This window comes from Thiobaca trueperi (assembly GCF_004342175.1).
In the GTDB taxonomy this organism is placed as follows: Bacteria; Pseudomonadota; Gammaproteobacteria; order Chromatiales; family Chromatiaceae; genus Thiobaca; species Thiobaca trueperi.
In genome coordinates this window covers 73,634-86,630 of the sequence record NZ_SMAO01000003.1, presented here as the reverse complement: position 1 = coordinate 86,630, position 12,997 = coordinate 73,634, and the positions used below count along the sequence as shown (strand labels likewise).

At 63.6% G+C, this 12,997-nt stretch carries 13 protein-coding genes; 7 read left to right on the top strand and 6 right to left on the bottom strand.

The window, feature by feature from the left end:
• Positions 1-32: 32 nt before the first annotated feature.
• The 6 genes from EDC35_RS06290 to EDC35_RS06265 form a co-directional block, all read right to left on the bottom strand.
• The gene (locus EDC35_RS06290; protein WP_132976398.1) at positions 33-458 is read right to left on the bottom strand and encodes a rhodanese-like domain-containing protein; all 426 of its coding nucleotides are present in this window, start codon (positions 456-458) and stop codon (positions 33-35) included.
• 177 nt (positions 459-635) lie between these two features.
• Positions 636-938: an ArsR/SmtB family transcription factor gene (locus EDC35_RS06285; protein ID WP_243651535.1), complete on the bottom strand. Its 303-nt coding sequence runs from the start codon at positions 936-938 to the stop codon at positions 636-638.
• 232 nt (positions 939-1,170) lie between these two features.
• Positions 1,171-1,743: a 16S rRNA (guanine(966)-N(2))-methyltransferase RsmD gene (rsmD, locus tag EDC35_RS06280; protein WP_132976396.1), complete on the bottom strand. Its 573-nt coding sequence runs from the start codon at positions 1,741-1,743 to the stop codon at positions 1,171-1,173.
• A complete protein-coding gene (locus EDC35_RS06275) occupies positions 1,727-3,085 on the bottom strand; it encodes a M16 family metallopeptidase (RefSeq protein WP_132976395.1) in 1,359 nt (452 codons plus the stop codon). The genes rsmD and EDC35_RS06275 overlap by 17 nt, the downstream gene beginning before the upstream one ends.
• Complete coding sequence (locus tag EDC35_RS06270; RefSeq protein WP_132976394.1) at positions 3,075-4,451, bottom strand: M16 family metallopeptidase; 1,377 nt, start codon at positions 4,449-4,451, stop codon at positions 3,075-3,077. Before EDC35_RS06270 ends, EDC35_RS06275 begins: the two co-directional genes overlap by 11 nt.
• Before the next feature lie 75 nt (positions 4,452-4,526).
• A complete protein-coding gene (locus EDC35_RS06265) occupies positions 4,527-5,093 on the bottom strand; it encodes a Uma2 family endonuclease (protein ID WP_132976393.1) in 567 nt (188 codons plus the stop codon).
• A gap of 102 nt (positions 5,094-5,195) precedes the next feature.
• Here EDC35_RS06265 and dusB point away from each other — a divergent pair, with 102 nt between their 5' ends.
• The 7 genes from dusB to EDC35_RS06230 all read left to right on the top strand — a co-directional run bounded on the left by dusB (position 5,196) and on the right by EDC35_RS06230 (position 12,944).
• Entirely contained in the window at positions 5,196-6,236 is a 1,041-nt protein-coding gene (dusB, locus tag EDC35_RS06260; protein WP_132976392.1) for a tRNA dihydrouridine synthase DusB, read from the top strand.
• Positions 6,233-6,535 carry a helix-turn-helix domain-containing protein gene (locus tag EDC35_RS06255; RefSeq protein ID WP_132976391.1) on the top strand — a complete coding sequence of 101 codons (303 nt, stop codon included), beginning with the start codon at positions 6,233-6,235 and terminating at the stop codon, positions 6,533-6,535. The genes dusB and EDC35_RS06255 overlap by 4 nt, the downstream gene beginning before the upstream one ends.
• 44 nt (positions 6,536-6,579) lie before the next feature.
• Positions 6,580-8,151, top strand: coding sequence for a bifunctional phosphoribosylaminoimidazolecarboxamide formyltransferase/IMP cyclohydrolase (gene purH / locus EDC35_RS06250; protein ID WP_132976390.1), 1,572 nt, complete (start codon positions 6,580-6,582; stop codon positions 8,149-8,151).
• Between the two features lie 197 nt (positions 8,152-8,348).
• Entirely contained in the window at positions 8,349-9,125 is a 777-nt protein-coding gene (gene lpxA, locus EDC35_RS06245; protein ID WP_132976742.1) for an acyl-ACP--UDP-N-acetylglucosamine O-acyltransferase, read from the top strand.
• A gap of 125 nt (positions 9,126-9,250) precedes the next feature.
• A complete protein-coding gene (gene purD / locus EDC35_RS06240; protein ID WP_132976741.1) occupies positions 9,251-10,564 on the top strand; it encodes a phosphoribosylamine--glycine ligase in 1,314 nt (437 codons plus the stop codon).
• Between the two features lie 76 nt (positions 10,565-10,640).
• Complete coding sequence (locus EDC35_RS06235) at positions 10,641-12,254, top strand: tetratricopeptide repeat-containing response regulator (protein WP_132976389.1); 1,614 nt, start codon at positions 10,641-10,643, stop codon at positions 12,252-12,254.
• Between the two features lie 15 nt (positions 12,255-12,269).
• The gene (locus EDC35_RS06230; protein ID WP_132976388.1) at positions 12,270-12,944 is read left to right on the top strand and encodes a sensor histidine kinase; all 675 of its coding nucleotides are present in this window, start codon (positions 12,270-12,272) and stop codon (positions 12,942-12,944) included.
• Positions 12,945-12,997: the final 53 nt, after the last annotated feature.

Here is a 12,997-nt window from a genome sequence, read left to right as displayed (position 1 = left end):
CTGATATGAGTTGAAAGGCAAAATGAACGCAGTTAGCGCTTTTTACGGGTGAGCGGCAGATTGGCCGACTCCCAGGCCATGATGCCGCCCTGGAGATTGAAGACTTCTTCAAAACCCGCTTTGCGCAGATGACCGCACGCCATGGATGACTGCGACCCGGAGCGGCAGTTCACGATGATGGGCTTGTCTTTGTATCTGTTCAGGGTCGCCAACTGATTTTTGAACCCGTTCATGGGGATATTCAGGGCATTGATGATGTGGCCCCTGGCGAAATCGGCCGCCGGGCGCACATCGATGACCACCGCCTCGCGGCGGTTCATCATGTCGGTGGCCTGGAGCGGATCGACGCTGCCTTTGCTGCCGACGATCAGGTTATGGGTCAGCAGTCCGACAATCACGGCCAGGGCCAGAAACAGGTACCAGTGATTGCCGACGAACTCGACGAGTTGATCTAACATCGGTCTGCGGTCTCGCTTAAGGTTGTCGCGTCGCACGCAGGCGGACAGGATGGCGACGCGGAAGACCGATACCCGGCAACGCGCGCAGCGTTGACGGATATCGAGAGATTCAAGGGCGTTGAAGTATAAGGATCAAGAGGGTGGGCGTCATCCTTGATTGGCCGGAAGATTCGATCATCAGTGATCGTGATAACAGAACACCTCGCGCATCATCCCGATCAGACGCAGGGTGCGCCCGTCGCTGACCCGGTAGTAGACGCGGTTGGCGTCCTTGCGGGAGGCCAGAATCCCTTTGTCGCGCAGGATGGCCAGGTGCTGGGAAATGTTGCTCTGGGAGGTTCCCACATGCGCGACGATGTCCTGCACGCTGATTTCCTGGTCGCCCAGGGTGCAGAGGATTTTCAGTCGCAGCGGATGGGACATGGCTTTGAGCGAGCGCGAGGCCCGCTCGATGTCGGCGTCGTCCGCAAACAGGTCCATCTCCTCAGTGTCAGTGGACTGGAGGTTCAGGGCCGGGCGGGGGGAATGGATCAAGTGAGTCTCCATGCTGTAGAAATCGTATCTGATCGATTGATCACCCTACAATCATAAACGCTTTCCCTACTGACTGCGAAGCGTTCGCGCCGCTGCAAACCTGAGTCTGCCGGCAGCGCCAGCGTCTGACAGACCCGGCTCCCGGCATCCGGATCTTTCGATGTCGATTTCCTGGTTTTCAGACCGTCCCGGAGTGCGCCACCGCCAGCCCATAACGCACCTGTCCGGCGGTCTTGTCGCGGATCAGCTCCCAGTTCTCGGGCAGCGGCGGAAAACCGCTCTGGTGCGCAGCCTCCAGATAGACGCGCGCGCCCGGCGCCAGCCAGCCATTACCAGCCAGATGGGTGATGGCCGGCTCAAGCAGGTCATCGGCAAAGGGCGGATCGAGAAAGACGATGTCGAACGGACGCCCCGCCGCCGCCAGCCACTGGAGCGTATCGGCCTGCCGGATCTTCATCTCCGCCACGCCCAGGGCTTGCGCATTGGCCTGCAACTGGCGCGCAACCAACGGTGATCGCTCGATCAGCACCACCTCGCCGGCACCGCGCGAGGCGGCCTCGAACCCAAGCGCCCCGCTCCCGGCGAAGGCATCGAGACAGCGCGCGCCCTGGATGACCGGCGCCAGCCAGTTGAACAGGGTCTCGCGCACCCGATCCGGCGTGGGGCGCAGACCGGGTTGATCGGGAAAGGGCAGACGGCGACCGCGAAAACGGCCGCCGATGAGGCGCAGTTGGTTAGTTGTCCGCGTCACGGGTCATGGACACCGGATCGGTCTGACCGCCGACCGTGACGATGGCGAGCCGCTCGGGATGAACACGACGCGCAAAGGCATCGCGGATCTGCCCGGCGGTGACGGCCTCGACGCGCGCCGTGAAGCGGTCCAGATAATCCAGCGGCAGGCCATAGAAACCGATCACGGCCAGATATTGGACGATATCGCCATTGCTGGCGATGCGCAGCGGAAAGCCCCCGGTGAGATTCTTTCTGGCGGCGGTCAGCTCAGCCTCGCTGGGGCCGGTTTCGATGAAGCGTTGCAGGGTCTCCAACAGCACGGCGCGGGCCTGATCCGCCTGATCGTTCCTGGTCTGGAGCCCCATGAAAAAGGGGCCGGGCTGCGCCAGTGGCATGAAGTAACTGAAGGTGCTGTAAGACAGCCCACGCTTCTCGCGGATCTCGTTCATCAACAAGGAGACCAGACCACTGCCGCCCAGGATATGGTTGCCGACATAGAGCGGAAAATAATCCGGATCGCCCCGACGCATCCCCGGCTGACCGGCCAGCACCGTGGTCTGGCTCGACGGGAAGGTGATCGGCTCCAGGCTGCCGGCGGTCAGATCACGCACCTCGGGCAGCGTCGGCGCACGCTCGCCGGCTGGCAGCCGGGCGGTGAGGCGTTCGGCCAGTGATTCCGCACCGGCGCGGTCGAGCGCGCCGACGATGGCGACCACCGCATTGGCGCGGCTGTAATAACGGGCATGAAAGGCCAGCAGATCCTCGCGAGTGAGCGCGGCGACCGTCTGCGCCGTGCCACCCGGATCAGCGGCGTAGGGATGCACGCCAAAGATCGCCCGATAGAGCGCCTTCTGACCCACGGTCTTGGGGGATTCCTGCTCCTGCCGCAGTGTGACGAGCTGATTTTCGCGGATCCGCTCCAGATCGGACGCGGCAAAGGTCGGCGCGGCCAGCACGGTGGCGAGCGTCTCGACGGCGGTATCCAGCGCCGGCTGCCGGGTCAGCGAGCGCAGCACGACCACGGTCATGTCACGATCCACAGTGGCTTCCAGTTTGGCGCCAACCGCTTCCAGCCGGTCGGCGAGCGCATCGGCGCCCCAGTCACCTGCGCCCTGATTGAGCATGTCCGCCGTCAGCGAGGCCAGACCGGATTGCGCGCCATCGCGGGCGCTGCCGGCGTCGAAGACCACCCGCACATCCACCATGGGGAGATCCGGTGCGGCGACGAAGAGCACCCGCGCACCGCCCGGCGTCTGCCAGGTCTGGATCTCGGGCGTGGCCTGGGCAACGCCGGTGGCGAGCAGAAGAAGGGCAGCCAGACTCCGACCGATTCGATCAAAAAAACGTCGTTCAACGCACATTGGCCTGTCCTCCCAGAGTCGTCGGGGCTTTTGCCGCCTGCTGCTCGTCAAGCGGTTGCGGATCCAGCACAGCCACAGTCAGCCGGTCCGGGATCAGATATTTGCGGGCGACCGCCTGGATCTGCTCCGGCGTGACGGCGGCGAGGTGCTCGACATAGGTGTCGGCGAGCCGCCAGTCGAGACCGATGGTCTCAAGCTGTCCGAGCTGCATCGCCTGATAGAAGAGCGAATCCTGTTGATAGACCTTGTCGGCGATGACCTGGGTGCGCACGCGCTCCAGCTCGGCGTTGCTGACCGGCTCCTGCTGGACACGGGCGATCTGCTCGCGCACGGCCTGCTCAAGCGTCTCGGCGGTCTGGCCCTTGGCTGGTACGCCATCGAACAGAAAGAGCCCCGGCAAACGCTCGAAGGCGGTGTACGCACCATTCACCGAGGCGGCGATCTGACTGCCGCGCACCAGTTCACGGGCCAGACGGGCGCTGTCGCCGCCATCCAGGATCGAGGACAGAATCTCCAGCGCATAGGGTTCCCAGGGCTCGTCGGCACCCGCAACCGAGGGCGTTTTATAGCCCATCAACAGATAGGGCTCTTTGGCCGGTGCCTTCACCCGCAGACGTTTTTCGCCAAGCTGCGGCGGTTCGGCGCGCGCCTTGGGCGGGGCGAGGTTCTCGGCCTTGAGCGGGCCAAAATACTTCTCGGCCAGCGCAAAGACCTGTTCGGGATCGACATCGCCCGCCACCACCAGGGTCGCATTGTTGGGCGCGTACCAGAGACGATACCAATCGCGGAGATCCGCAGCGGTCAACTGTTCCAGATCGCTCGGCCAGCCGATGACCGGGTTGCGATAGGGCGAGGCGTCATAGGCGGCGGCCATGAATCGCTCGTAGGTCAGCGCCTGCGGGTCGTCGTCGGTGCGCATGCGCCGCTCTTCTTTCACCACTTCGAGCTCCTTGGCGAATTCCTTCTCGCCCAGGGTCAGATTGCGCATGCGATCAGACTCCAGCTCGAAGGCGACCGCCAGCCGGTCATTGGCCAGATTCTGATAATAAGCCGTGTAATCGCGTCCGGTGAAGGCGTTCTCCTCGCCGCCATTCTCGGCGACGAGACGCGAGGACTCGTTGGGGCCGAAACGCTCGGTGCCCTGGAACATCATGTGTTCCAGAAGATGCGAGATTCCGGTGATCCCGCCATATTCGTAGCTGGAACCGATCCGGTACCAGATCTGCGAGGTCAGGATGGGCGCACGCTGATCCGGCTTGACCAGGATCCTGAGACCGTTGGCGAGCTGGCGCTCCTGAACGGGCGGCGCGGCGGCCGCGACGAGCGGCAGCAGACAGAGACAGACGACAATCAATCCTCGTGACATGCAAACTCCGGTCAGGGTACGGGCGAAAGTGAGAGTGTATGGGCAAGTCAGTGCGGCGGGAGTTCCCGAGGTCATTCATTCCGGCCAGCGGATTTCCAAACCTGGCACGGCGGCAACGGCGGTTGCGCCTTCCAGCTCCAGCACCTCCGGCTTGCCGAAGACGCCATCCCCGTCCAGACGGTAGATGGTCAGCACCCGATCAACCGGATGCAGCAGCCAGTATTCGCGCACGCCGTGCCGCTCGTAAAGTGCGCGCTTGCGAATCTGATCCTGGGCGGCACTGGATGGTGAAATGATTTCGACGATCCAGTCCGGTGCCCCGCGACAGCCCTTGTCGTCGAGCTTGGACGGATCGCAGATCACGGCGACATCGGGCTGAATGACGGTATCGATGCGCGTATCGGTCTCCTCGCCCTTGGGCAGACGCACATCGAAGGGGGCGACATAGACACGGCAATCTCTGCCGGCAAGTTGAGGATGAATCTGCGCGGCCAATTCGACGACGAATTCCTGATGCAGACGTGTCGGCGCGGGCGACATGGCGAAGGCCTGACCATCGATCAACTCCCAACGCTCATCATCGGGCCACTGGCAATAGTCGCCATAGGTAAAATGGCTGGTTTTTGCGGCGGCTTGCGGCATGTTTGCGACTCCCTGAGACTCGAATGGATTGGCTGATTATAGTGACAGCCGCCCATGAAAAACTGACCGCTTAAGACTGCAAACTGACGACTGAATCCACTGATGCAAAATCCCAACCCACCGCTGCGCCCGCTGTCCATCGGCCCTTACCGGCTTGCCAACAATCTGATCCTGGCGCCGATGGCCGGAATCACGGATCGTCCCTATCGCGTCCTCTGCCGGCGTTTCGGCGCAGGGCTGGCGGTGGCCGAGATGGTGTCCGCCAACACCGCACTCTGGGGCACCACCAAATCGGTGCGACGCCTGGACTACAGCGGCGAATCGGGGCCGATCTCGGCGCAGATCGTCGGCGCGGACCCGGTCGCGATGGCCGAGGCCGCAAAGATCAATGTGGGACTCGGCGCGCAGATCATCGACATCAACATGGGCTGTCCGGCCAGGAAGGTCTGCAAACTGGCCGCCGGATCGGCGCTGCTGCGCGACGAGACGCTGGTTGCGCGCATTCTCGACGCCGTGGTGGCGGCGGTCGAGGCGCCGGTGACGCTGAAGATCCGCACCGGCTGGTCGCCCGAGACGCGCAATGCAATCCGCATCGCCCGCATCGCGCAGGAGGCCGGGATCGCGGCGCTGACGGTGCATGGTCGCACGCGCGCCTGCACCTACGGCGCACCGGCCGAACACGACACCCTGCGCGCCATCCGTGAGACGGTGACCATACCGCTGATCGCCAACGGCGACATCGCGACCGCCGCACAGGCCAGACGGATTCTGGACGAGACGGGCGCGGATGCTATCATGATCGGACGCGCGGCCCAGGGACGCCCCTGGATCTTCCGCGACATCGCCGCCGGCCTGGCTGCGGGCCAGCCGCCCGTCGAGCCCGCATGCGACGCAACCCGCCCCCCTCCGACAGACTGGATCAAGGACATCCTGCACGAGCACCTTGAGGAGCTGTACCGGTTTTACGGCGCTCATGGCGGGGTACGCATCGCGCGCAAGCACATCGCCTGGTACTGCCGCCACCTGCCCGGCGCGGCGGCGTTCAGAGATGAAATCAACCGAACGCAGACCCCCGTGGACCAATTGTCCAGGGTGATCGCGTTTTTCGACCACGACCCCGACACGGAGACGCACGCGGCATGAACACAGCGGCTGCACCACAGGCATCCAACTCCACCCCGACGGGGCTGCGGATCCAGGACGCAACGGACGCGACGCCTCTGAATCAGTGCGTGCGCAGCGCCCTGGGATTCTATCTGGAGAACATGGCGGATCATGATGTCACCGACCTCTACCGCCTGGTGATGGAAGAGGTCGAGCGCCCGCTCTTTGAAAGCGTTCTGCACCATGCCAACGGCAACCTCAGCCAGGCGTCGCGCATGCTTGGCCTGACCCGCAGCACCCTGCGCAAACGACTCAGCGACTACGGGATCAACCGCTGACGACTCACGACTGAATTCATAAACCCAAGCCCCGGATCAAATCAATGCAAGCCATTCAACGCGCCCTGATCAGCGTTTCCGACAAGACCGGTCTGGTCGATTTCGCCCGGACGCTTGCCGCCCGGGGGGTCGAGATCCTCTCCACCGGCGGCACCGCCCGGCTGCTTGCCGAGCAGGGTATTCCGGTCATCGAGGTCTCCGACTTCACCGGCTTTCCTGAAATGATGGACGGGCGTGTCAAGACCCTGCACCCGCGCATCCACGGCGGCATCCTGGGCCGGCGCGGGATCGATGATCAGGTGATGGCGGACCACGCGATCCAGCCCATCGATCTGGTCGTGGTCAACCTCTATCCCTTCGAGCAGACAGTCGCCAGATCCGACTGCGATCTGCCGACCGCCATCGAGAACATCGACATCGGCGGCCCGACCATGCTGCGCGCAGCGGCGAAGAATCATGCCAGCGTCACCGTGGTGGTCGATGCCGCCGATTATGCGCGGGTGCTGACCGAAATGGCCGAACAGGGCGGTGTCAGCGAGGCCACCCGTTTCGATCTGGCGGCCAAGGTCTTCGAGCACACCGCACGCTACGACGGCGCCATCGCCAATTATCTGAGCGCCCGCGCCGAGAACGGCACCGAGACTGGCGCGGAGACCGCTTTCCCGCGCACACTCAGCCTTCAGTTCAAGCGCCAGCAGTCGATGCGCTATGGCGAGAATCCGCATCAGCACGCGGCCTTCTATGTCGAGCATGACATCGCCGAGTCGGGGATCGCCACCGCGCGTCAGATTCAGGGCAAGGAACTCTCTTACAACAACATCGCCGACACCGACGCGGCGCTCGAATGCGTCAAACAGTTCGGCGAGGCACCGGCCTGCGTCATCGTCAAGCACGCCAATCCCTGCGGCGTCGCCTTCGGCGCCAGCCTGCTCGAAGCCTATGACCGCGCCTACCAGACCGATCCCGAATCGGCCTTCGGCGGCATCATCGCCTTCAATGGCGAGCTGGACGGCGAGACCGCAAGCGCCATCGTCGCGCGTCAGTTCGTCGAGGTCATCATCGCCCCGCGCGTCTCCGAGACCGCCCGCGCGGCGGTTGCCGCCAAGCAGAACGTGCGTCTGCTGGAATGCGGTGACTGGCACAGCGAGTCGCTTCATCGGCTCGATTTCAAGCGGGTCAACGGCGGTCTGCTGGTTCAGGATGCGGATCTGCGACTCAGCGCCGACATCCGCGCCGTGACCGAGCGCGTCCCGACCGAACAGGAAATGACCGATCTGCTCTTTACCTGGCGCGTCGCCAAATTCGTCAAGTCCAACGCCATCGTCTACGGTCGCGAGCGCATGACCATCGGCGTCGGCGCAGGCCAGATGAGCCGGGTCAACTCGGCGCGCATCGCCCGCATCAAGGCCGAACAGGCGGGGCTTGCGGTCGCTGGCGCGGTCATGGCGTCCGATGCCTTCTTCCCCTTCCGCGACGGCATCGATCAGGCCGCCGAGGCCGGCATCACGGCGGTCATCCAGCCCGGCGGCTCAATGCGTGACGAGGAGGTCATCGCCGCCGCCAACGAGCATGGCATGGCGATGGTCTTCACCGGGATGCGGCATTTCAGGCATTGAGCCGCGACCTGATGCAATCTGCATCCTTGATGGATGTGATCGATCTCTCACCAACCCATCACCAATGGCGCAACGCGGCTCAATAAAATGAATCGAATTAAAATCTTGAACCGCGCCAGCGCCACCGCCTGTTGGTTGCAGCAGAATCGCGCCAACATGCACGGCCAGCGGGTCACAGCAGGCGCGGTTCAATGTCAATGAACATCCACCCCACTGCCATCATCGAAGATGGCGCCCAACTCCATGAATCGGTCACGGTCGGTCCCTATTCAATCATCGAGTCCGGGGCGGTGATCGGCGAGGGTTGCCGTATCGAGAGCTGCGTGCGTATCTTCGGCGCCACGCGGATGGGTGCGCACAACCGTGTCTGTCATGGCGTGACGCTCGGTTCCGAGCCCCAGGATCTGACCTTTACGCCCGACAAGGCCCGCCCGCTGGTCATCGGCGACCGCAATCATTTCAAGGAAAACGTCAACATCAGTTGCGGCATCAAATCCGAGGAAGGAAGCCGCATCGGCCATGACAATTACTGGATGGCCTTCTCGCACGCCGGACATGACTGCATCGTCGGTGATCGCAATGTCTTCGCCAATACCGCCACACTCGCCGGTCATGTCGAGGTGGAGGACGGCGTCTTTCTTTCCGGTCAGGTCGCGGTGCATCAGTTCTGCCGGATCGGCTCCTATGCGATGGTCGCGGGCGTGACCGGCGTGGCCCAGGACGTGCCGCCTTTCGCGCTGGCCGACGGACACCGGGCGCGGATGCTCGGGCTCAATCTGGTCGGACTGAAACGCAACGGCTTCAATCAGGAACAGCGCAACCGGATCAAGGCGGTCTATCGGCTGGTACTGCGCTCGGGACTGCGGCTGGCCGAGGCGCTGGTGCGCGCCGAACGGGAGTATCCCGGACCCGAGACAGACCACATCGTGCAGTTCATCCAGTCGAGCCGGCGCGGCTTGATTTCATTCGGCTGACACCCGGCATCGCCACGTCACCCCAGACCAGATCGCCCCTGACGCATGCGGATTTGCAATCCTGTCCATCCTGAAAAATCCTGTTAATCCTGTCTATTCGAGCCCCGAGCATGAACGCAATCCCCATGAAGATCCTGATCATTGGCAGCGGCGGGCGCGAGCACGCACTGGCGTGGAAAGCGACGCAGTCACCGCTGGCGGAGCAGGTCTTCGTCGCCCCCGGTAATGGCGGAACCGCACGCGAACCGGGCGTGGAAAACGTCCCCATCGCTGTCGATGACATCCCGGCGCTGGTGCGTTTCGCCACCGAGCAATCCATCGGACTGACCATCGTCGGCCCCGAGGTGCCGCTGGTCGCCGGGGTCGTCGATGCCTTCGAGGCCGCCGGTCTGCCCTGTTTCGGTCCGCGCCAGAAGGCCGCTCAACTCGAAGGATCCAAGGCGTTCGCCAAGGACTTTCTCGCCCGGCACGCCATCCCCACGGCGGCCTATGGCGTCTTCACCGAGCTGGAGCCGGCACTCGACTATCTGCGTCAGGTCGGCGCACCCATCGTCATCAAGGCCGATGGGCTGGCTGCCGGCAAGGGCGTCATCCTGGCCGAGGATCTGGCGACGGCGGAGTCGGCGGTGCGCGACATGCTGGGTGCGGGCCGCTTCGGTCAGGCTGGCGCGCGAGTCGTGATCGAGGAATTCCTCACTGGCGAGGAGGCCAGCTTCATCGTCATGGTCGATGGGATGGACATCCTGCCCTTCGCCAGCTCGCAGGACCACAAGGCACGCGATGACGGCGACCGGGGGCCGAACACCGGCGGCATGGGCGCCTATTCGCCGGCCCCCATCGTGACCCCGGCGATCCATGAGCGGATCATGGCCGAGGTGATGCGCCCGACGGTCGCCGGACTGGCCGCCGAGGGCATCCGTTATCGCGGTTTCCTCTACGCCGGGCTCATGATCGCCCCGGACGGCACGCCGAAGGTGCTGGAGTTCAACTGCCGGCTGGGCGACCCCGAGACCCAGCCGCTGCTGCTGCGTCTGCGCTCGGATCTGGTCGCGCTCTGTCTGGCCGCGATTGCGGGACGGCTTGGCGAGATTCATGCCGACTGGGATCCGCGCCCGGCGCTGGGCGTGGTCATGGCAGCCGGGGGCTATCCGGACGACTATGCGACAGGCCGCCCCATTGAGGGACTGGATGAGACGCCCGGCGGAGAAACCAGGGTCTTCCATGCCGGCACCCGACTGGAAAACGGGCGGATTCTGACCAGCGGCGGGCGTGTGCTCTGCGTGACCGCGCTCGGCGAGACGGTCTCGGCGGCGCAAGGACTGGCCTATCAGCGCGTGGACCGCATCCATTGGGACGGCGGCTTCTGTCGGCGCGACATCGGCTACCGCGCCATCGCGCGCGAACTGGCGGCCTCGGATACAAATCGTCTTGATGATTGAGGACGCAGAGGGTTAGCATCGACACCACCGGCCATCGGGGCAGAGCAACTTTTCCAGGCGCACGGGACGCAGCAAGATGGCGCAAGCATTTGCCGACAAGAATTATCTGGTCATTGACGACTTCCCCGACATGCGCGCGGCCATCCGCAGCATCCTGCGCTCGCTCGGCGTCAACAGGATCGATCAGGCGCGTGACGGCAACGACGCCATCACGCAGATGCAGATCAAGCACTATGACGTGGTGCTGTGCGACTACAACCTGGGTCCGGGCAAGGACGGCCAGCAGGTGCTGGAGGAGGCCCGGCACCGTCTCCTGCTCGGGGTCGACAGCATCTTCATCATGGTCACGGCGGAGAACGCGCGCGACATGGTCATGGGCGCGGTCGAGTACGCGCCCGACAGCTATCTGGCCAAGCCCTTCACCAAGGATCTGCTCAAGAACCGTCTCGACAAACTGTTCGAGCGCAAGGCCCATCTGAGCAAGGTCGATAAGGCACTGGTCGCCAAGGACTATGGCGCCGCCATTGCGGAGCTGGATGCACTCATCGCCGCCGCACCCAAAAACCTGTCGGAGCTTTTCAAGCTCAAGGCGGAGATCTGTCTCGCCGCCCATCGCTACGACGACGCCATGGCGATCTGCGAGCAGGTGCTTGCCGGACGCGAGATCGTCTGGGCGCGCCTGGGGATGGGCAGATCGCTGTTTGGCAAAAAACGCTACGCCGAGGCCCAGGAGGTGTTCAGAGAACTGCTCGAAACGGATCGCGATTTGATCGCCGCCTATGACTGGCTGGCCCGAAGCCAGACGACGCTGCAACAGTTCGCCGAGGCCGAGGCCACGCTGCGCAGGGCGGTCAAACTTTCGCCGCGCGGTCTCAAGCGCCAGCAGATGCTGGGTGAACTGGCACTGAACAACAGCCATGGCCCGGAGGCCGAGATCGCTTTCGGTCAGGCCGTGAACCTGGCCCGACATTCAGTGCTCAACCACCCGTCGCTCTTTGCCGGACTGGCCAAATCCAAGTCGGCGAACAACAAACATGGCGAGGCGCTGAAGATCATCGGCGAGATCGGCAAGGTCTTTGCCGGCAATCCCGAAACCGCCTTCTACAAGGCCACCGCCACCGCCATCGTCAAACAGAGCCAGGGCGATATGGCGGGCGCCACTGAGGCGCTGCGTGCGGCGGAACAGGCGATGGCTGAATTCGGCGAGACGTCTCACTCCAGACTCGGCCTGGAGATGGCCAAGACCTGCGCGCAACTGGGTGAGCAGGACAAGGCCGCCCGGCTGCTCCACAAGGCCATCGCCAACAACCATGACGACGATGAGTTCCTCATGGAAATCGTGCAGACCTGCCGCGAAGCCGGAGTGGATTACGATGCCGAAACCGCGATCCGCGAGATCCAGAAGCGTGTCGTCACGACCAACAACAGGGGCGTGCGCCTGATCAAAGAGGGCGAATTCGACGCCGCCATCGCACTGCTGCACGAAGCCTGCGAAGAGATGCCGGGCAACAAGACCATCAATCTCAACGCCGCCAAGGCCTGCATCATGAAGATGGAAAAGCTGGGGGCGACCGCCGAGGATCTGCTCGCCGTTCGCCGCTATGTGGAGCGGCTGCATGCGCTCGCCCCACAGGACTGGCGACTGGCCGAGGTCACGTCCCGCCTGCGCAAACTCACGCCCCAAACCTGAGCCACAAAGGTCATCATGGATTTCTCCGACATCCTTGCACTGTCCATCCACGATATCAAAAACTCGCTCGGCGTCATCCTCAACAATCTCGACGAACTGATCGACGACCCCAACAATCATCTTGCCGATCCCCGTCAGGCGCAGATCCTGCGACATGAAGCGCAGCGGGCCAACAGCAATCTGATCCAACTGCTGACTCTCTATCGGCTGGGTCACGAACAGCTTGCGGTCCGCGTCACCGAGCAGAACATGGAGGATTTTTTCGACGAGGTGATCGCCGACACGCAGTCCGTCTGCCGCGCGCTCAATCTCGATCTGAGTTATCGCTGCGACCCGGCACTGAGCGGCTATTTCGACACAGAACTGGTTCGCAGCGTGCTCGAAAGCACCATCGGCAACGCACGCCGCTATGCGCGCGCGAACATTCTGCTCAGTGCCGAAGAGGAGGCGGGCTATCTGGTGATTCGGGTCGAGGACGATGGCACCGGCTTTCCGGGCAATCTGCCACAGTGGCTGACCGATGCCCCGGTATCGGTGCAGGAGGCGGAGAATCCCAGCCGCACCCGGCTCGGACTCTACTTTGCCTCCCAGATTGCACAACTGCACAGAACCGCCGGCAGAACCGGACGGCTGCGGCTGCGCAATGGTCACGTCCTGCCGGGCGGCTGCCTGGAATTGTGGCTGCCGTGAACGGCTATCCGCGCTTCTGACACCGCGCAACGACTTCATTACTGCCAAACCGG